The sequence below is a fragment of the Pseudactinotalea terrae genome (assembly GCF_009733845.1).
Classification (GTDB): Bacteria; Actinomycetota; Actinomycetes; order Actinomycetales; family Beutenbergiaceae; genus Pseudactinotalea; species Pseudactinotalea terrae.
Window position 1 is genome coordinate 104,682 of the sequence record NZ_WNXZ01000005.1, and the last position, 13,409, is coordinate 118,090.

General features: G+C 68.8%; 11 protein-coding genes. 3 read left to right on the forward strand and 8 right to left on the reverse strand.

The window, feature by feature from the left end; translation table 11 throughout:
* Window positions 1-15: 15 nt before the first annotated feature.
* The 3 genes from GPA03_RS15925 to GPA03_RS15935 all read right to left on the reverse strand — a co-directional run bounded on the left by GPA03_RS15925 (window position 16) and on the right by GPA03_RS15935 (window position 3,188).
* Window positions 16-837 (reverse strand): carbohydrate ABC transporter permease, encoded by an 822-nt coding sequence (locus GPA03_RS15925; RefSeq protein WP_156253025.1) that lies wholly within the window; start codon window positions 835-837, stop codon window positions 16-18.
* Between the two features lie 61 nt (window positions 838-898).
* Window positions 899-1,846: a carbohydrate ABC transporter permease gene (locus GPA03_RS15930; protein WP_241681339.1), complete on the reverse strand. Its 948-nt coding sequence runs from the start codon at window positions 1,844-1,846 to the stop codon at window positions 899-901.
* 46 nt (window positions 1,847-1,892) lie between these two features.
* Window positions 1,893-3,188 carry an ABC transporter substrate-binding protein gene (locus GPA03_RS15935; protein ID WP_156253026.1) on the reverse strand — a complete coding sequence of 432 codons (1,296 nt, stop codon included), beginning with the start codon at window positions 3,186-3,188 and terminating at the stop codon, window positions 1,893-1,895.
* A gap of 436 nt (window positions 3,189-3,624) precedes the next feature.
* Here GPA03_RS15935 and GPA03_RS15940 point away from each other — a divergent pair, with 436 nt between their 5' ends.
* Entirely contained in the window at window positions 3,625-4,059 is a 435-nt protein-coding gene (locus GPA03_RS15940; protein ID WP_156253027.1) for a hypothetical protein, read from the forward strand.
* Window positions 4,060-4,379: 320 nt separating this feature from the next.
* Here the strand turns inward: GPA03_RS15940 and GPA03_RS15945 are convergent, their stop codons facing one another.
* From GPA03_RS15945 to rhaI, 5 genes are all read right to left on the reverse strand, one after another.
* On the reverse strand, window positions 4,380-4,739 hold the full coding sequence (locus GPA03_RS15945; RefSeq protein WP_156253028.1) for an L-rhamnose mutarotase: 360 nt from the start codon (window positions 4,737-4,739) through the stop codon (window positions 4,380-4,382).
* A 55-nt stretch (window positions 4,740-4,794) separates the two neighbouring features.
* Window positions 4,795-6,111, reverse strand: coding sequence for a Gfo/Idh/MocA family protein (locus GPA03_RS15950; protein ID WP_156253029.1), 1,317 nt, complete (start codon window positions 6,109-6,111; stop codon window positions 4,795-4,797).
* A 114-nt stretch (window positions 6,112-6,225) separates the two neighbouring features.
* Window positions 6,226-7,713, reverse strand: coding sequence for a rhamnulokinase (locus tag GPA03_RS15955; RefSeq protein ID WP_156253030.1), 1,488 nt, complete (start codon window positions 7,711-7,713; stop codon window positions 6,226-6,228).
* Window positions 7,714-7,718: 5 nt separating this feature from the next.
* A complete protein-coding gene (locus GPA03_RS15960) occupies window positions 7,719-9,755 on the reverse strand; it encodes a bifunctional aldolase/short-chain dehydrogenase (protein ID WP_156253031.1) in 2,037 nt (678 codons plus the stop codon).
* A 119-nt stretch (window positions 9,756-9,874) separates the two neighbouring features.
* Entirely contained in the window at window positions 9,875-11,047 is a 1,173-nt protein-coding gene (rhaI, locus tag GPA03_RS15965; protein WP_156253032.1) for an L-rhamnose isomerase, read from the reverse strand.
* 173 nt (window positions 11,048-11,220) lie between these two features.
* Here rhaI and GPA03_RS15970 point away from each other — a divergent pair, with 173 nt between their 5' ends.
* A complete protein-coding gene (locus GPA03_RS15970) occupies window positions 11,221-12,267 on the forward strand; it encodes a LacI family DNA-binding transcriptional regulator (protein ID WP_156253033.1) in 1,047 nt (348 codons plus the stop codon).
* A 104-nt stretch (window positions 12,268-12,371) separates the two neighbouring features.
* Window positions 12,372-13,406: a LacI family DNA-binding transcriptional regulator gene (locus GPA03_RS15975; protein ID WP_156253034.1), complete on the forward strand. Its 1,035-nt coding sequence runs from the start codon at window positions 12,372-12,374 to the stop codon at window positions 13,404-13,406.
* Window positions 13,407-13,409: the final 3 nt, after the last annotated feature.

Consider the following 13,409-nt stretch of genomic DNA (forward strand, 5'->3'; position numbering starts at 1 on the left):
TGAGGCTCAGCGTGATCAGTCCTTCAGGCCGGAGTTGATGTCGGCGCTCATGATCTGCCGTTGGAAGATGACGAAGAGGATCACCATCGGGATCAGCGAGATCACCGAGGCCGAGAGCAGCACCGACCAGTCGATGTTGTCGGCGCCCACGATCGAGCGGAGCGCGATCTGCAGCGTGTACTTGTTCGGGTCGTTCAGCACGATCAGCGGCCAGATGTAGTCGTTCCAGCGCCACTGGAACGAGAAGATCGCGAGCACCACGGCGATCGGCTTGGCGATCGGGAGCATGATCTGGAAGAACGCCCGGAACTCGCCGACACCATCGATGCGGGCTGCCTCGAGGAGCTCGTCGGGGACGGTGCGGAAGTACTGCCGGAACATGAAGATGCCGGTCGCGGTGATGATCGAGGGCACGATGATGCCGGCGAGGCTGTTGTACAGCCCGAGGTCACGGATGATCGCGAACGTCGAGGGCATGATGACCTCGGTGGGGAGCATCGTGGTGATGAGGATGCAGATGAAGAACGCCTGCAGCCACCAGGCCTTGTACTTGGCGAACGCGTATCCCGTCATGGCCGAGACCAGCACGGTGAAGAACGTCGTGATGACCGCGACGGTGCCGGTGTTGGCGAAGTAGCGCCAGAAGTCGAAACGGGTCCACGCGGTCTCGTAGCCCGACGCCGTCCAGTTGTCGGGGAAGAGCGAGAGCGGCAGCGAGAACAGCTCGCTGCCCGGCTTGAACGAGCTGAGCAGGAACCACAGCATCGGGAACGCGAACAAGGCTGCGAGCACGAGCAGCAGCACGGTCAGTCCGATGTTGACACCACGGATCCTCATGCGGGGTCCTCGCAGAGTTCTCCGAGGAGCGCAGCGGGGGAGAGACGTTTACGGGGTGCGTTCATGCGAGGTCCTCCCGGCGGTCGAAGCGCATCTGGCTCAGGGCGATCACGATGAGGATCAGCATCAGCACCATCGACACCGCGCTCGCGTACCCGATGTCGGCACGTTGGAACCCGGTCTGGTAGATGTACTGGACGATGAACATGTTCTCGGTGCCGGGGCCACCGCCGTTGAGGGCCTGCACCATGGCGAACTCCTTCATTGCGCCGAGCGTGCCGAGCAGGATCACCATGAACGACGTCGGCCGCAGCAGCGGCAGCGTGATCTTGAAGAACCGCTGCGCGGCCGAGGCGCCGTCGATCTGGGCTGCCTCGAGGTAGGACTTCGGGATGTTCCGCAGTGCTGCGATGAACAGCAGCATCGTGAAGGCGGTGCCGGCCCAGGTCCCGGCGAGGATCACGACGGCGAGCGCGAGGTTGCCCTCGGTCTCCCAGCGTTGCCCGGAGCCGCCCAGCGCGTTCAGCACGAAGTTGATGAGTCCGAAGTTCTCACCGAACATCCAGCGCCAGATCACACCGGTCACGATCGGCGAGATCAGCCACGGCACGAAGAAGATCACGCGGGCCGCGCTGCGGAACCGGGTGGCCGCCGAGGTCAGAAGCAGCGCGATCCCGAGCGCCGCGACGTAGTGCACCGGCACCGCCAAGACCGTGTACAGCACGGTGCGGATGATCGACCGGTAGAACTGGCTGTCGCCGAACAGCTTCTCGTAGTTGGCGAGACCGATGAACTCCGGGTCTCCCACACCGGTGTACTCCGTGAGGGAGTAGTACATGCCGAGCGATCCGGGGCCCACGAAGAAGACCGCGAAGAGCACGAACGCCACCGAGATGAACAGCAGCGGGGCGAGGGTCTGCCCGGGTCGGCGGATACGCCGTCGAGTCGGTGGCGCGGACGCCGGAGCAGCAGCCGCAGGTGCGTCCTGGACCATCACGTCCTCCTTCATAGATGAAACGGTGCGCCCCGGGTTCCCGGGGCGCACCGTAGCGGTCTCAGCTGGCGGAGCCGAAGGCTTCCGTCATCTGCTCACCGATGATCGTGATGCACTCGTCGACGCCGATCTCGTCATTGAGGTAGCGGATCACGTTGTCGCGCAGCGGGTCGCCGTCGACGCTGAGGCCCGCGACCTCGAAGCCGAGCTCCATCTGCTTGATCGTGCTGACGATCGGGTCGGAGCCGGCGATCTCGGCGTTGTACAGGTCGAACGCTGCCTGCTGGTCGCCATAGTCGACCGTGGCACCCTCGACCGCCGGCAGGAAGCCAGAGGTCGTGGCGAGCTCGTCGTAGTTCTCCTTGGTGAAGAGCCAGTTGACGAAGTCGTACGCCGCCTGCTCCTGGCCGGTGCCCTCGAACACGACGATCGAGGCGGCGTTCCCGAAGTTGATGGCGCGGGTGGGCTGACGCGGCGTCGGCACCGAGACCCACTCGAAGTCCGCGATGTTGTCCGCGAAGTCCGCGATCTGCCACGAGCCGGAGTAGTAGGACACGACGTCGCCGCTCTTGAACAGCGCGTTGCCGTCGGCCTCGCTGAGCCACACCGAGCGCGGCATGAAGCTGTCGTCGTTGAGGCCGTAGAAGTACTCGAGCGCGGTCTTGGTCGCGTCGTTGGTCGTGAACGTCCCGCTGTCGTCGGGCTGCCACATGGTGGAGCCGAACTCATAGAGGAAGGACTTCAGGCGGTGCGAGCTGCGGTCCATCGCCATCCCGTAGGACGCGCCGGTCGCCTCCTGCACCTGCTTGACGGCGGCCACGTAGTCGTCCCAGGACCAGACGTCACCCTCGGGGTCGGTGGGGAAGGCGACCCCGGCCTCGTCGAAGAGCGACTTGTTGAGGAACAGCCCGACACCGGTGACGTCGGTCGGCAAGGACATGACCTTGCCGTCCTCGTCCTGCGTCGACAGGCCGGTCATGATGTTGTTCGCGCTCATGATCTCGGCGAGGTCCATGGTCGCGTTCTTCCACACGGGGTCGACGGCGCCGACGCGGGCGAGCGCGGGGAGGTCGTCGGCCTGAGCGGCGTTCTTGAGGCGGGTGGTGAGGTCCTCGTTGGCGACGTCGACGATCTCGACCTCGATGCCGGTCTCCTCCTTGTACTTCGCCGCCATGGCCGCGAAGCCGCCACCCTGGTTGGCGTCACCGGAGAGGAAGAACTGGAGCGTGCCGACCTCGGCCGGGTCGGTGGATCCGCCGCCCGCGTCGTCGCTGCCGCAGGCAGCGGTCAGGCCGATCACCGCGGCGCCGGAAAGTCCGCCGAGCAGAATCTGACGGCGGCTGAAAGTTGATCTCATGGGGGCCTCTTCTCTGAGACGCGGCCGACCGACGCGACGCGCGCTGGGTGCCTGGAAGGCGGTTACCGCGTGAACGTTAGCACCGGCCGGACGCGAAGGTCAACATTTGTCAGGACATACGGACTTAACGATCTGGTTACGGGCGCTCCCACGGGCTGCTAAGTGCCGGAATCGGTGGTATTCCGGGGATCTGGCGCTGCGGACGCTGAGTCGACGTCGATCGCATCGTTGCGATTTGAGCCTTCGACACGCGCTTCCCAGTGGACAACGTCACACCCTGGCTGTCGGCAACGTCACGACCGGCAAGGCCCCCCGTCGGCAGGATCACTCTCGACAGTGCCTCAGTCGGCAGCCCCCCCGGGCAGCCGACCGGCAGCTACCGCGCAGTCGGGTCGCCACACGTCTGCGGTCGTGGCTGCGGTGCTAGCGTCCGGGCATGCGGAGGTCGCCGAGCGCTCTCGCACTCGCGGGCGCGATCCTTCTGTGCGCCGCCTGCGCTGCGGCGCCGTCACCACCCGATCCACTCCCGAGCGACGTCCCGTTCGCCTACCACCTGCAGACCGAGTCGGGCGGCTCCGGCGCGTTGTTGGAAGGGACCCTCGAGCTGCAGGACGGCTGCCTCGTCCTGCTGCCGACGCACGAGGGCTTCGACGACCGGCCGCCTGTCGTGCCGATCCTGCCGATCGCCGTCACCGACTGGGATGGCACCACGCTGACGGTCAACGGTGAGAGCGCAAAGCTCGGCGAGCTCATCTCGCTCGGCGGCGGCTACGGCACCTCGCTGGCCGATGCGGAGCTCGTTCCCGCAGGGTGTCCGGCCGTGATCGAGCGGCCCGACGAGATGAACTACTTCTCCGTCGGCATCTTCTGACGGCCCGGCGCGACCGCCGACACTCCGGGCCCGCCACACCCACGCCGAGTTCGTTGCAGTCCGCCGAGCTCGTCGGGTGCACCGAACGAACTTGACGAGATCCAACGAACTCGGCACCAGCGCGGAGCCGCGAGCCGCAAGGTGCCCCCGGGTGGCGTTGCGGAGCTCGCCCATCTGTCACATGTGCAACGTTCCTGTCTCATGGGCGTTGCGGAAAGTGCCACGATGTCGCTTCCACAACGAGCCGCGGACCCACAGGCACATCAGGAGCGCCCCATCACCGCACCTCCGACAGGTGACGACAGTGCGGTGAGATCCGGTCAGGGGCGCGGCGTGGACGCGGTCGGCAGGCCAGCCGCGCGGAGCTGGTCCTCGAGGTTGAAGATCTCGGGCAGCAGCTGGAAGCCCTCGTCGGGGTTGCCGGGGTTCACGAAGAACTGCTCCATGCTGGCCTGCCAGCGTGGGTTGACCTCCGTGCGGGTCATCGCCTGCTGGGCCGCGTCGTAGTCGTCGGCCTCGAAGTGCCCCACGAGCAGCCCGTCGTCGGACAGGTAGAGCGAGTAGTCCCGCCAGCCCGAGTCGCGCAGCGCCTCGAGCATCTCCGGCCACACGGCCGCGTGGGCGGCCGCGTACTCGGTCAGCCTGTCCGGCCGCACCCGGTTGATGAAGCAGTACCGCACCGTCTCTCCTCCTCGGTCAGCGCGAGCGCGACGGCCCCTGGACCCACCAGGCTCGTCAGGACAGGGAGGAGGCGGCGGGGTCGACGCCGAGGTCGAGATCGGCGATGCGCACCGCCTGGCCCGAGGCGAGCGAGGCGTTGCCGGCGATGCCGACGCACACGGCCCGCACGCCGTCGAGGACGCCGGCAGCCTGACCCAGCGGGTCGGGGCGGGTGCCGGGCTGGAACAGGTCCTGGAGGAGAAGCGCGTCACCGCCGCCATGGCCGCCGGACCGCTCGGGGATCTCCACCTCGCGCGCGGCCTCCCAGTGGCGCTGCACCAGCAGCCGCGCGCCCTTGGGGCGGGTGGCCTCGGCCTGCTCGACCTCGTTCGCGCTGGGGTCGACCACGGCACCCTTGGCCTCGACCCAGGAGCGTTCGACGACCTCGAGCTCTGCCCGGCCCTCGGAGCCGTTGACGAACACCCGGTAGCCCTCCCACGGCGAGTGCGCGGTGAGGTTGTAGGTCATGAACGGGCCGCCGGCGTAGTCGATCACGAGGCCGAGATCGTCCTCGATCGTGATCCCCGGGCCGAACACATCCTGGTCGCGGATGTAGCCGTCGTGCTTCTCGGCGTCGTAGTAGAGCTCCTTGAGGCGCTCCTCGGAGGAGATGTCGAGCGACCACGGGTCGTCGGGGCGCCCCTCGGAGCCACGCGCGGGACGCTCACCGGCGCCGGCAGCGCCGGCGCCCTCGGGCCCGTAGAACTTCAGGCCACCGGTGGCGTACACCCGCGCCGGGACGTCCTGGAGCCACCAGTTGACCAGGTCGAAGTGGTGGCTGGACTTGTGGATGAGCAGGCCGCCGGAGCTGTCCTTCTGGCGGTGCCAGCGGCGGAAGTAGTCAGCGCCGTGCGCGGTGTCGAGCACCCACTCGAAGTGGACCGACAGCACCCGCCCGATCTCACCCTCAGCGATCACCCGGCGCAGCTCGCTGTTGCGGGGTGAGTACCGGTAGTTGAACGTCATCACCAGGTCGCGACCGGTCTCCCGCATCGTGTCCGTGATGAGGCGGCAGCCCTCGTCCGAGATGGTCAGCGGCTTCTCGACGATGACGTCGGCCCCGGCGCGCATCGCCCGCGAGACGATCTCGGCGTGCGCGTGGTCCGGCGTCGTGACGATCAGCTTGTCCACGCGCTCGTCGGCGATCATCTTCTCGAGGTCCGCCACCTCGTAGCGCGGCAGCTCAGCGGAGATGTGGTTGTCGTACCAGGCCGCCCGCACCGGGTTCGGCTCGCACCACGCGACCAGCTCACCGGAGTCGGCGTGGTCACCGGTCAGTGCTCCGACGTACATCCCTGCGCGTGAACCCGTACCGGCGACGGCGTACCTCATCGTTGATCTGTCCTCTCGGGGTCTGTGATCGTGCTGGGTCAGCGTGGCGCACCCGGCCGCGGAACGCCATGCGTTGCCGCTAGTTGCGGACGCCGCGCGGCGCCGTCCTGGGCCTCAGGCGTCGCGGACACGGCGCTCGGCCTCCGCCCAGCCGAGGGCGCAGGTGGCGTCGATGCTCGGCCGGTACGTCACGAGATCGGCGCCATGGGAGGCGATCTCACGAAGGCCGGCGAGACCGGTGTCGGGCACGGCGCCGAGCGCGCGAGCCTGCACGAGGACGTTCCCCAGCGCGGTCGACTCCTCCGGGCCCGCCACGACCTCGAGCCCGGTGGCGTCCGCGGTCAGCTGCATCAGCAGGGCGTTGCGGGAGCCGCCTCCCACCACGTGGATGACACCCACCTCGCGACCCGAGAGGTCCACGGCGTCATGCACGGCCCGTCGGTACGCGACTGCGAGCGAGTCGAGAACGCACCGCGTGACCTCGGCGGGCGTGACAGGCACCGGCTGCCCGGTCGCCTCGGCGTGCGCGGCGATCCGCGCCGGCATGTCGCCGGGAGGCAGGAAGTCGGGATGGTCGACGTCGATGACCGTGCCTCGCTCCGGCAGCTGCGCCGCATCGGCCAGCAGCTGCTGCAGCTCGACCGCCACCTCCTGCTCGGCCCAGGTGCGCTGCGACTCCTGCAGCACCCACAGACCCATCACGTTGCGCAGGTAGCGGACGGTGCCGTCGACACCCAGCTCGTTCGTGAAGTTCTTCGCGCGGCTCGCCTCGGTGCGGATCGGCTCGTCGAGCTCGACACCGACGAGAGACCACGTCCCGCACGAGATGTAGGCGAAGTCGCTCCGCCGTGCGGGCACCCCGACGACGGCGGACGCCGTGTCGTGCGAGCCGACCGCCACCACCGGGACCTCACCGAGGCCGGTGCGCTCCGCGACCTCGGGGCTGAGCGTGCCGATCACGGAGCCGGGCATGACGACGTCAGGAAGGAGGTCCCGCGGGATGTCGAGGCGCTCGAGCAGCTCGGCCGACCAGTCCCCCGCCCCGACGTCGAGCAGCGCCGTCGTCGAGGCGTTGGTGAGCTCGGCCACCTTGGCGCCGGTCAGCAGGTACGCGATGAGGTCGGGCACCAGCAGCAGCGTGCTCGCCCGCGCCCACAGCTCGCCCTGCTGCTCGGCGTTCACCTGGTACGCGGTGTTGAACGGCAGGTGCTGCATCCCGGAGATCGCGTACAGCTCCGCGGGCGAGACCCGCTCGTGCACGCGCGGGACGGCCGCCTCGTTCCGCCCGTCCCGGTAGGCCACGGGCTCCGCCAGGAGAGCCCCGTGGGAGTCCAGGAGGCCGTAGTCGACGGCCCAGGTGTCGACCCCGATCGAGGCGACAGGGCCGAGCTCCCCCGCGGCCCGCAGGCCCTCGAGGATCGCCTGCACCAGCCCGCTGAGGTCCCAGCGCAGCGTGCCGCTCTCATCCGGGGTCGCGCCGTTGGGGAACCGTGCCACCTCGGTGAGCGTGACCTCCCCTTTCACCACCTCGCCTCGGATCACCCGCCCGCTCGACGCGCCGAGATCCACAGCAACAAAGGCACCGCGCGTGGGTTCGTTCATCTCGATCAGCGCAGGAAGGCAGCAGCGACCCCGGAGTCGACCGGGATGTGCAGACCGGTCGTCTGGTCCAGGTCGCCACCGGCGATCGCGAACGCCGCAGCCGCCACGTGCTCCGGGAGCACCTCCTTCTTGAGGAGGGTCCGCCGCGCGTAGTACGCGCCGAGCTCGGACTCCGGGACTCCGTACACGGCGGCGCGCTTGGCGCCCCACCCGCCGGAGAAGATCCCGGACCCGCGGACCACGCCGTCGGGGTTGATGCCGTTGACGCGGATGCCGTGCTCACCCAGCTCGGCCGCGAGCAGCCGGACCTGGTGCGCCTGATCGGCCTTGGTGGCGGAGTAGGCGATGTTGTTCGGGCCGGCGAAGATCGAGTTCTTCGAGCTGATGTAGATGATGTCGCCGCCCAGCTTCTGGGCGATCATCGCGCGGGCCGCCTCACGGGAGACGAGGAACGAGCCGCGAGCCATCACGTCGTGCTGCAGGTCCCAGTCGGCCACCTCGGTCTCGAGCAGCGGCTTGCTGACCGAGAGACCGGCGTTGTTCACCACGAGGTCGACGCCGCCGAACGCGAGGTTCGCGGCGGCGATCATCGCCCTGACATCGTCCTCGCTCGTGACGTCGGCGCGCACGGCGATCGCCTTGTCGGGGCCACCGAGCTCGGCTGCCACGGCCTGGGCGTTCGTCTCGTTCAGGTCCGCGATCACCACGCACGCGCCCTCGGCGGCGAACCGCTCCGCGATCGCCTTGCCGATGCCGGATCCGCCGCCGGTCACGAGCGCGACCCGGGTGGCGAGCGGCTTCGGCTTCGGCATCCGCTGCAGCTTCGCCTCCTCGAGCGCCCAGTACTCGATGCGGAACTTCTCGCTCTCCTCGATCGGCGCATAGGTCGACAGCCCCTCGGCACCGCGCATCACGTTGATGGCGTTGATGTAGAACTCGCCCGCCACGCGCGCGGTCTGCTTGTCCTTGCCATAGGAGAACATGCCGATCCCCGGCACCAGCACGATCAGCGGGTCGGCGCCGCGCATCGCGGGGCTGTCCTTCTTCGCGTGCCGCTTGTAGTACGCGGCGTAGTCGGCGCGGTAGCTCTCGTGCAGGGCCTCGACCCGCGCCACGACCTTCTCCCACGGCGCGTCCGGCGCGAGGTCCAGCACCATCGGCTTCACCTTGGTGCGCAGGAAGTGGTCGGGGCAGCTGGTCCCCAGCGCGGCGAGCTGCGGGTGGTTGCGCGAGGCGAGGAAGTCCAGCACCACCTTGTCGTCGGTGAAGTGCCCGACCATCGGCTTGTCCTGCGACGCGACACCACGCAGCAGCGGAGCGAGCTCGGCCGCACGCGTCAACCGCTTCGCCTTGGTGAGGGGCTCGTACTTCTTCACCCGCGCGCCGAACGGGTTCTTCTTGCTGTTCGCCTTGATGTACTTCTCCGCGGTGCGGATGATCCACAGCGAGTTTCGCTCGGCAGCGCGCGAGGTGTCGCCCCACGCGGTGATGCCGTGGCCACCGAGGATGCAGCCGATCGCCTGCGGGTTCGCCTCCTTGATGGCGGCGATGTCCAGACCGAGCTGGAACCCCGGCCGGCGCCACGGCACCCACACGACCTTGTCGCCGAAGATCGTCGAGGTGAGCTCCTCGCCGTCGGCGGCGGTCGCGATCGCGATGCCCGAGTCGGGGTGCAGGTGGTCCACGTGCGCGGCGTCCACCAGGCCGTGCATCGCAGTGTCGATCGACGGCGCGGCACCCCCCTTGCCGTGCAGGCAGTAGTCGAACGCGGCGACCATCTCGTCCTCGCGCTTGACGCCCGGGTACACGTCCACGAGCGCGCGCATGCGGTCGAGCCGCAGCACCGCGAGACCGGACTCCGTCAACGTGCCGAGGTCACCGCCGGACCCCTTCACCCACAGCAGCTCGACCGGCTGCCCGGTGACCGGGTCGATGTCGGTGCCCTTGGCGGAGGTGTTGCCGCCGGCGTAGTTGGTGTTGCGCGGGTCGGACCCGAGCTTGTTCGAGCGTGCGATCAGATCGGCTGCTGCCTGGTTCGTCATCTGTCTTCCTCAGTTGCTCATGGTCGAACGTGCGGAAGGTGTGGGTCTCAGTCTGAGTGCCGCACGATCCGCGCGTTCGATGGTTGGTCTCGTCCTGTGCCCGACGGCGGCGGGTCGCCTCAGGCGCCCCAGCTCGCCTGGGTGCCGCCCACGCGCTCATCGGCGACCTTCTCGGAGTAGCCCGAGGCGCGGAAGGCGGCGATCGGGTCGCCGGCCAGGCCCTTGCTCTCGCGGACCTCGGCGAGCAGCGGGCGGACGTCGGTGTTGTAGGCGTCCATGAGAGCAGCGTTGGCGCCGAGCACGTCACCGGAGCGCTGCGCCTCGCCGAGGGCGTCGCGGTCGACGAGCAGCGCCTTGGCTGTCGCCTCCTGCACGTTCATGACCGACCGGATCTGCGCCTGCACCTTCGCCTCGATGTTGTGGCACTGGTCGAGCATGAAGTTGACACCGGAGTCCGGGCGCAGCGCGTCCGCGACGACGATCTCGTTCATGATCCGGAACAGCTGGAACGGGTCGGCTGCACCGACCATCAGGTCGTCGTCGGCGTAGAAGCGCGAGTTGAAGTCGAAGGCACCGAGGCGACCGACCCGTAGCAGCTGCGCGACGATGAACTCGATGTTGGTGCCGGGTGCGTGGTGGCCGGTGTCGAGCACCACGGTCGCCTGGTTCCCGAGCGCCATGCAGTGCAGCAGCGATGTGCCCCAGTCCGGGATGTCGGTCGTGTAGAAGTACGGCTCGAAGAACTTGTACTCGAGCAGCAGGCGCATGTGCGGGTCCAGCGCGCTGTAGATCTCCGCGAGGCTCTCGGCGAGCCGGTCCTGGCGCGAGCGGATGTCGTCCTGGCCCGGGTAGTTGGTGCCGTCCGGCAGCCAGATCTTCAGGTCGGTCGAGCCGGTCGCGCGCATCACGTCGATGCAGTCGAGATGGTGGCGCACCGCCTTGGCGCGGATCTTCGGATCGGCGTGCGTGAGCGAGCCGAGCTTGTAGTCCTCGTCCTGGAACACGTTCGAGTTGATGGCGCCGATCGTGACGCCGTGCTCGCGCGCGTGCCGGGCGAGGTCGTCGAAGTCGTCCACGAGATCCCACGGGATGTGCAGCGACACCCGCGGGGCGGCCCCCGTCACGTTGTTGACCTGGGCGACGTCGGCGATCTTCTCGTACGGGTCGCGCGGGACTCCCTCGGTGCTGAACACCTTGAAGCGGGTCCCGGAGTTGCCGAATGCCCAGGAGGGCAGCTCGATGGTCTGGGCCGCGAGGGCGGACCGGACGTCGGCGTCCGACTGCGTGCTCATGGGAATCTCCTCGGTGTGCTCAGCAGCGATGTTGAAACGTTTCAGGATACGATCAGCCTATTAATCGGTCCGGCCGCGTGTCAAGGCGAACGCTCACCTCCGTGACACGACGCCCGTGCCGCAGCCGGACGCCCCGGCCCTACGATGACGCCAAGCCGGTGACTGGAGAGATCATGACGAAGCCCGACGTCGGGGACGACCTCGGGATACCGCGAGGCAAGAAGCCCGCGATCAAGGATGTGGCACGGCTCGCCGGGGTCGCCGTCGGGACCGTCTCGAACGTGCTGAACAAGCGGCCGACCGTCACACCCGAGACCCGCGAGCGCGTGCTGGCCGTCATCGACCGGATCGGCTACGTGCCCAACGCGACCGCGCGGCGGCTGCGCAACGGCGAGATCACGACGATCGGCGCCGTCGTGCTCGACCTCGCGAACCCGTTCTTCACCGAGATGGCGCGCGGCGTCGAGGACCGTCTCTCCCAGGACGGCTACACGCTGATGCTGTCGAGCTCGGACGAGGATGCCGCGCGTGAGCGTCGGTACCTCGACCTGCTGCTCCAGCAGGGCGTGCGCGGTCTGCTGGTCACGCCGTCCGGCGACGACCTCACCTATCTGTCCGAGATCCGTGAGCGAGGCACCGACGTGGTGCTGCTCGACTCGTTCTCGCGGGACTTCGACTCGGTCTGGGTGGACGACGTCGCTGGGGGCGCCCTCGCCGCCGCGCACCTGCTCGACGGCGGCCGGTCCCGGCTCGCCCTTCTCAACGGCCCTCATACGGTGCGCCAGTGCGCCGCCCGTCACCAGGGCGTCGAGCGCGCGATCCTCACCCGTGAGCTGGACGTCGACGCCGTGCTCGAGGAGGTCCTCCTGCAGGCGCCGATGACGGCCGAGCTCGCCCAGGCCGCCACCCATGAGCTGCTCGACTCCCCCGACGGCCCGCCCGACGGCATCCTCTGCATCAACGACATCGTCGCCCTCGGCGTGCTGCAGGCGCTGCACTCCCGCGGCGTCTCGGTGCCCGACGACGTCGCTGTGGTCGGTTACGACGACATCATGTTCTCCGCGATGCTCAGCACGCCGCTGACCTCGGTCCGCCAGCCCACCCGCCAGCTCGGCTGGACCGCGGCCGACCTCCTGCTGCGTGGCGACGACGCCCCCCGCCCGCACCAGGTCGAGTTCACCCCGGAGCTGATCGTCCGCGCCTCCAGCCGACCCCGGTGACGCCCGCACGGCGCACTGCGTCGGCCGTGTGGCGCCCTCACGGCTTGAAACGATAAACTCGCCTCTCGGGCGCCGAAGCCCACTGATGGATGGGGGCCCAGCTGATGTCGACCGACACGTCCGACGCCACCGCGAGCCGTGTGCGCCGGCCGAGCGTGACCGACGTCGCGAAGCTCGCCGCCGTCTCGGTCGGCACCGTCTCCAACGTGCTCAACCGCCCGGACCGCGTCGCCGCCGCCACACGCGAACGCGTGCTCACGGCGATCGACGACCTCGGCTTCGTGCGGAACGCCTCGGCTCGACAGCTCCGCAGCGGCGAGATCACCACGATCGGCGCCGTCGTCCTCGACATCGCGAACCCGTTCTTCACCGAGATCGCTCGCGGCATCGAGGACCGGCTCGCGCAGGACGACCTCACGCTCATGCTCGCGAGCTCCGACGAGAACCCCGACCGTGAGGCCCGGTATCTGCGGCTCTTCGCCGAGCACGGCGTGCGCGGCGTGCTGGCCACCCCCTCGCACGGCAGCATCGACGCCCTCCTTGCCCTCCGCGACAAGGGGATCCCTGTCGTGCTGCTCGACCACACATCCCCCGTGCCCGAGCTCAGCTCGGTGGCGGTCGACGACGTGAGCGGCGGCAGCCTGGCGATCGAGCACCTGCTCGATCTCGGCCACCGGCGGATCGGCTTCATCAACGGTCCCCTGACGCTCCGGCAGTGCATCGACCGTCGCGACGGCGTGCTGCAGGCACTCGACCAGCGCGGGCTCGACCCCGACGAGGTACTGATCGAGGTCAGCGTCGACAACCTCAACGCCGACGCCGGTGACGTGGCCACCCAGCGCCTTCTCGCGCGCGACGACCGCCCCACCGCGATCTTCTGCGTCAACGACCTGACGGCGCTCGGCAGCCTCCGGGCACTCCGGGAGGGACAGGTCGCGGTGCCCGAGGCGATGGCCGTGGTCGGCTACGACGACGTCTCGTTCGCCTCGATGCTCTCGACGCCTCTCACATCGGTCCGGCAGCCGACCCACACGCTCGGGTGGACGGCAGCGGACATCCTCCTGCGCACCGGGCTCGACGACGTCGAGCAGGTCACCTTCACGCCTGAGCTGATCGTGCGGGGTTCGAGCGCGATCTGACGC